The sequence below is a fragment of the Vibrio hepatarius genome, assembly GCF_011806575.1.
GTDB classification, from domain to species: domain Bacteria; phylum Pseudomonadota; class Gammaproteobacteria; order Enterobacterales; family Vibrionaceae; genus Vibrio; species Vibrio hepatarius_A.
On sequence record NZ_JAATOO010000001.1, the window covers coordinates 338,367 to 344,553 of the forward strand.

The following is a 6,187-nucleotide window of genomic DNA, read 5'->3' on the forward strand; positions in this document are numbered from 1 at the left end:
TTCCTGTTTGTTTCTCTAGCTAACTCACCCAACTAAGGTGTTAAGTGAGTTTCGATTTGATTGGAAATAATCTTCGCGAACGCTTGGGGTTGCTCTCGGTGAGCATTATGACCCGCGTGCGCCACTTGGCTAAAAGACAAGCCGCTTTGCTTGGCTAACTGGCTAAACTTGCTGTCTTCTTCGCCACAAATGTAGTGTGTTCTTACACCCGCCTCTTTCATCGAGTCGAGTAAATATTCTTGTTTGGCGAGCGATGTTGCCATCAGCATGTTCGCCACCGCAGGGCCAAGATTAGCACTGCGCTTAGCCACCAGTTCTTGTCTTTGCTCATGCTTTAGTGAGCTAAATACCGGCTGCCGATACCAATCGTTCAAAACCTGTTCAATTGGCTCATTGCTGAATCTATCCGCCCAGCGTGCATCATTTTTCAGGCGAGCTTGTTTATCCGCTTCTGATTGCAAACCAAAGTTGCCCCCTTCAACAATCAACTGTTGAATATTCAACGAAGGAAAGTACTGCTTGGCAACACCTGTCATGGCAATGCGAGATCCAAGCGAGTAGCCAACTAATACTATAGGACGATGCGGAGCAATTTGGGTAAGTAAGGTGTCAGATATTTGATTGCAACAATCTCGAAAGTCATTGCACGACTGTAAAGCACTAAGGCCATGAGCGGGTAAATCGATGGTGATATTGGGCAAGTCGCCGAGATGTTGCAATGGCGCATCCCAGTCTTCGCCAGAGCCGAGTAAACCGTGGAGGAAAACTACCACGGGTCCAGGAGTGCTATTGAGATTGGCGCTTGTTCGACTATAAAGCATAAACTTGTTCGGTAAACTCTTTGAGTTGTTGAGACGCTTGCTCTGGCGGAGTCTGAACTTCGATCAGTAACGTGCCTTTGCCTTGTTCTAAATGCTCAGTCAGTAAGTGTTGATACTCAGCCACCGTTTCAGGTTTTGCGTAAGCGAGGTTGAACTGCTTGGCAGCAAATTCAAACTCAAAACCGTGCGGCATTTGATACAACGCCTGCTTTTGTTGCTCAGGCACAGGCAGCAGGTCGAAGATCGCACCGCCGTCATTGTTGGTCACAACAATCGCCACCGGTACAGTCACTCGGCTAAGTAGCGCCAAGGAGTTTAAATCGTACAGTAGCGAAGTATCACCAATGTAAATAACCAGTGGCTGCTTATTGGCATTGACAACACCGGAGGCGGTCGCGATTAAGCCATCAATTCCCGACGCACCACGGTTGCTGTAGACCTCGTAACCATCGACACGACTGAACATATCGACCAAACGGACAAACAGACTGTTGCCAAGGAAGATTTGTGTCTCTTTCGGCAGTTGGTTGAGTGTCAACGCCAACGCAATTTCGGTCAGCTTGGTATCGGTCGACAGATGCAGCGACGCTAACTCGGTCAACTGGTTTGCTAAAGAGATAAGTCCATCGCCCCAACCAGACTGCTGCTCAGCCAGCACTGGCACAGCTTTGCTGAACGCGTTTAGCCAAGCTTCAATGTCACACTCATGATGGGTTTGCATTAAGTGGGCTTGGTTATTGCGGTCAACATTGGCTGCGACGTAATGATACTCAGCGCCACGGCCTTCAACTTGTTTTACCAACCATTGGTTTAAACGCTTCGAGACAATACGAGAGCCGATCTGAATCACTAGTTCACATTGGTTAAGTCGCTCAGCCTTATCGGCGTTTTGTAGCCAAAGATCATAATGTGCCCACCCAGAGGTTTGTCCTGATTGCGGGTCACACAGAAGCGGCCAACCGAGTTTGTGTGCTAAATGCTTAGCTTTGGTTGCTTCTTCTAACGTAATACTGCCAACAATGATCACGCCTTTCTTATCGATAAATTCCGCGACTTGAATATTTGGTGTGTTCGGAGCCGATAACTTGCGAGTATAAATTTCTGAGCCTTGCCACCAGCGAGCAACACCGTCGAGATAGTCTTGATAAATCGCTTTGGATTCTGCGCTGTATAGCGGCTCTGGAAACGGGCAGTTGATGTGTATTGCGCTGCCCTTTTGCGCTTGCTCGAACATGACTTGATCGACCGACGTTAGCAGCCACTTTAGCGGCGTTTGTAGACTTGGACTTGGCAGTTCAAGCGTGGCAGACACATGCTCAGAAAAAATGCCTGACTGATTGATGGCCTGATTGGCACCGCACCCGACTAACTCGATTGGGCGATCAGCCGTTAACACCACCAATTTTTCTCCGGTGAGTTTCGCTTCAGCAATCGCAGGCAATAAATTCGCGACCGCCGTACCAGAGGTGACGACAATCGCAACAGGACGCTTTGACGCTTTAGCCATACCGAGCGCCAGAAAGCCTAAACCACGCTCGTCAAAATGGGTATGTAAGGTCAGTTTGCTGTTTTCGTCTGCTTCAAGTGTTAGCGGTGTTGAACGAGATCCCGGCGCGACACAGATATCTGTCACACCAAAGCGACTTAATTCTTCTAAAATTGTCTGAGACCAAATTCGATTGATAATAGCCTGATGAATTGGATGATTACTCATTTATGATGCCACCCCAAGTGGCGCATGATCAGAGATCAGAGACAGTAGCGTCGACATTTTCTTATCCAGCTCTTGCCATTCATGTTCCGCAACCGACCCAGGGACAATCCCAGCGCCAGCAAATAGCTGCACTTCGTCACCGAGAACCAACGCACTACGAATCGCAACACAGAACTCTGCGCGCTGATGGCTAATAAAGCCCATTGAGCCCGCGTACCAACCACGAGCAAAAGGTTCGTGTTTTTGGATAAACGCCATCGACTCTTTGCGCGGTAAGCCCGCAACGGCAGCCGTTGGTTGCAAGGCGCTTAACAATTGCACCCCATTGACACCCTGCTTTAAGTTGGCGTGAATGCTGCGCTTGAGGTGCTGCACTTTACGCAGGCGCACCAAACGCGCTTCCTCTTCCACGCAGACGTCGTCTGAATGCGGAGTCAGGCGTTCAATGATGTCATCAACTACATATTGGTTTTCATTGAGGTTTTTCGCGTCGTTCGCCAACCAATTAGACAGCTCCATATCGTGACTGGCGTTTTTGCCACGGCCAATCGTGCCCGCAAGCGCCTCGGTATACAATTCTTGGCCTTGTCTCGCGTACAATCTTTCCGGTGTTGAACCGATGAAGCTATGCCCTTTGTCGAGTGACACCATAAAGTGGAAGCTATGATGATTCTGCAGGTAACTCGCTTTTAAGAATTGAGAAGCGCACAGAGATTCATCCAGCATTACCGAGGTTTTACGCGCCAGCACCACTTTCTTAAATTCATCGTTTTCAATCCCAGTGAGCACTTTGGCGACCAAATTACTCCATTCTTGCTTACACGGCGTGTGTTCGATGTGCTGCACATGCGCAGACACTGGTGACAGCGTGCTAACGTCAAATTGCAGTTTGTAGAGCGCGGCTAGCGTACGGTTCTTTTCGGCGGTAAGGTTCACCGCCAGAGATAACTGGTCGTCAAATCGAATCAGCTCGATTTGTGGTAAGAAGAAAAACGAAGACATGCAGCGGCGATTTTTATCGGTATGACCGTCGAATGAGCGACCGCCCCAAATGCGTTGCTCGCCAGAAAGAATCGCATACGCCGGTGCCGGGTCGACAAAGGTATGTAACTGACCCAGTGCGACAACTTCTTCACGAGTGTCACGAGACTGCCAATAGAACTTAGGAAATAGCGGCTGAGATTCCAGCCAATCGATAAATGTAAAGTCCGGTTTTTCCTCAAGAATTTGAACTAGACGGCGTTCTCCGTCTCCCGCATTCTTTACACGCTCAATCAGTTTCGTAACGGCTTGATGAAAATATGACAAATCAGCCTCGTATGCATGGGGATTGTTATTCATTTTAAACCGCTACTCTATTAATAGACCCTATCCAAATCAAGGTTGTCGCAAATGTTTTGCATAATCCTGTGATAATGCGCGTGCTACAAAGGTTAAATATCTTTATTCATTCCAGATTTTTATTCTAAAGAATCTATTTTTGATGTAGTTTAATAAAGAAACGCAATTAAATTTAGGTTTTATTCAATGCAAAATATCGGGATGTCGTCAAAACTCGACAATGTCTGCTATGACATTAGGGGTCCTGTACTCAAACATGCTAAACGCATGGAGGAAGAAGGGCATAAAATACTAAAGCTGAACATTGGGAACCCCGCCCCATTTGGCTTTGACGCCCCTGACGAAATCCTGGTCGATGTAATCCGTAACCTGCCAACTTCTCAGGGTTACTGTGATTCGAAAGGCATCTACTCGGCTCGTAAGGCTGTCGTTCAGCACTATCAACGTAAAGGTATCCGCTCGCTGGATGTAGAAGACGTATACATCGGTAATGGCGCATCTGAACTGATCGTCATGTCGATGCAAGCCTTGTTGGACAACGGCGACGAAATGCTAGTACCAGCACCGGATTACCCACTTTGGACGGCCTCGGTGTCTCTGTCTGGTGGTAAAGCGGTACATTATCTGTGTGATGAGGAAGCAGATTGGTACCCAGATCTTGATGACATCAAAAAGAAAATCACGCCAAAAACGCGCGGTATTGTTCTGATCAACCCGAACAACCCAACAGGCGCGGTGTACAGCCGTGATTTCCTATTGGAAGTGGTCGAAATTGCGCGCAAACACAAGCTGATCATTTTCGCCGATGAAATCTACGACAAAGTGCTTTATGACGGCGCAACGCATACCTCTATCGCGACGTTGACCGAAGACGTACTGGTTGTGACCTTCAACGGTCTGTCCAAAGCGTATCGCGTTTGTGGTTTCCGTGGCGGCTGGATGTTCCTGACAGGTCCAAAACATCAGGCGCAAGGTTACATTAACGGCTTAGAAATGCTCGCCTCAATGCGTTTGTGTGCCAACGTACCAATGCAGCACGCAATCCAGACGGCTTTGGGTGGCTACCAGAGCATCAACGAACTGATTCTTCCAGGTGGACGTCTACTGGAACAACGCGACCGTGCTTATGAGCTGATCACCCAAATCCCTGGCGTTTCTTGTGTGAAGCCAAAGGGCGCGATGTACTTGTTCCCGAAAATCGACACTAAGATGTACAACATCAAAGACGACCAGAAGATGGTGCTCGATTTCTTAATTCAAGAAAAAGTGTTGTTAGTACAAGGCACTGGCTTCAACTGGCCAAAACCAGACCACTTCCGTATCGTGACATTACCGCACGTTGAAGATCTGGAAATGGCGATTGGACGCTTCGAGAGATTCTTGTCTACTTACCGCCAGTAGTAATTAGCGTCTAACTTTCATATGCTTAAAGGGTACTCATTGAGTACCCTTTTTCGTTTTCAGGGAGTCGTTTATGTCAGAAGAAAAGCCAAAAGAAAGTCACTTTTTTGCCCATCTAGCACGTATGAAGCTCATTCAACGCTGGCCGTTGATGCGTTCGGTATCGACAGAAAACATTTCCGAGCACAGCTTACAGGTTGCCTTTGTCGCCCACGCATTAGCCGTTATTAAAAATAAGAAGTTTGGCGGTGATCTAAATCCAGAGAGGATTGCACTGCTTGGCATGTATCACGATACCAGTGAGGTGCTCACTGGTGATTTGCCAACACCGGTCAAATACTTCAACCCAGAGATTGCAAAAGAGTACAAAAAGATCGAAGCGATCGCCGAAAAGCGCCTGCTCTCGATGCTACCGGAAGAACTCCACGAAGACTTTGCGCCGTATTTGGTCTCTGACGCTACACATCCGGAAGACGCCGCAATCGTCAAGCAAGCCGACACGATTTGCGCCTACCTTAAATGTTTAGAAGAACTGAGCGCGGGTAACCACGAGTATGCATTGGCGAAAAAGCGCCTTGATGTCACGCTCAAGGAACGCCACTCGCCAGAGATGGAGTACTTTTTGACGATATTTGCCCCAAGCTTTGAGTTATCTTTAGACGAAATCAGTTAATCATGTTCAACTAGTGGCGGATAATAATAAGTAATTCAACGCCATCTCTGACATGCAACCGCGTAAAAGTTTACGCACAAACATGTATTTTAAAGAGTAAGTATTAAGAGTATTTCTGGAAGCCTGTTTATGACGTTTAATATCAGCGATTTATGGTACGAACGCCACGACGACGAACACAAGATTCGCCGTGACGACCATCGTAGCCCTTTTCAGCGCGACCGAGCGCGTATTCTT

5 protein-coding genes are annotated in these 6,187 nt (G+C 47.7%); 2 read left to right on the forward strand and 3 right to left on the reverse strand.

Features of this window, described 5'->3' with window-relative positions; all coding sequences use genetic code 11:
- Positions 1-32: 32 nt before the first annotated feature.
- Genes menH through HCZ42_RS01510 form a run of 3 tightly spaced genes read right to left on the reverse strand, consistent with a single transcriptional unit; the run spans position 33 to position 3,876 of the window.
- Positions 33-821 carry a 2-succinyl-6-hydroxy-2,4-cyclohexadiene-1-carboxylate synthase gene (gene menH / locus HCZ42_RS01500; RefSeq protein ID WP_167419016.1) on the reverse strand — a complete coding sequence of 263 codons (789 nt, stop codon included), beginning with the start codon at positions 819-821 and terminating at the stop codon, positions 33-35.
- Positions 811-2,535 carry a 2-succinyl-5-enolpyruvyl-6-hydroxy-3-cyclohexene-1-carboxylic-acid synthase gene (gene menD, locus HCZ42_RS01505; protein ID WP_167419017.1) on the reverse strand — a complete coding sequence of 575 codons (1,725 nt, stop codon included), beginning with the start codon at positions 2,533-2,535 and terminating at the stop codon, positions 811-813. The genes menH and menD overlap by 11 nt, the downstream gene beginning before the upstream one ends.
- On the reverse strand, positions 2,536-3,876 hold the full coding sequence (locus HCZ42_RS01510; RefSeq protein WP_167419018.1) for an isochorismate synthase: 1,341 nt from the start codon (positions 3,874-3,876) through the stop codon (positions 2,536-2,538).
- A 186-nt stretch (positions 3,877-4,062) separates the two neighbouring features.
- On the opposite strand from HCZ42_RS01510, the gene HCZ42_RS01515 reads away from it, so the two are divergent.
- On the forward strand, positions 4,063-5,277 hold the full coding sequence (locus HCZ42_RS01515) for a pyridoxal phosphate-dependent aminotransferase (protein ID WP_167419019.1): 1,215 nt from the start codon (positions 4,063-4,065) through the stop codon (positions 5,275-5,277).
- A 73-nt stretch (positions 5,278-5,350) separates the two neighbouring features.
- A complete protein-coding gene (gene yfbR, locus HCZ42_RS01520) occupies positions 5,351-5,950 on the forward strand; it encodes a 5'-deoxynucleotidase (RefSeq protein ID WP_053408129.1) in 600 nt (199 codons plus the stop codon).
- The last annotated feature ends 237 nt before the right edge of the window (positions 5,951-6,187 follow it).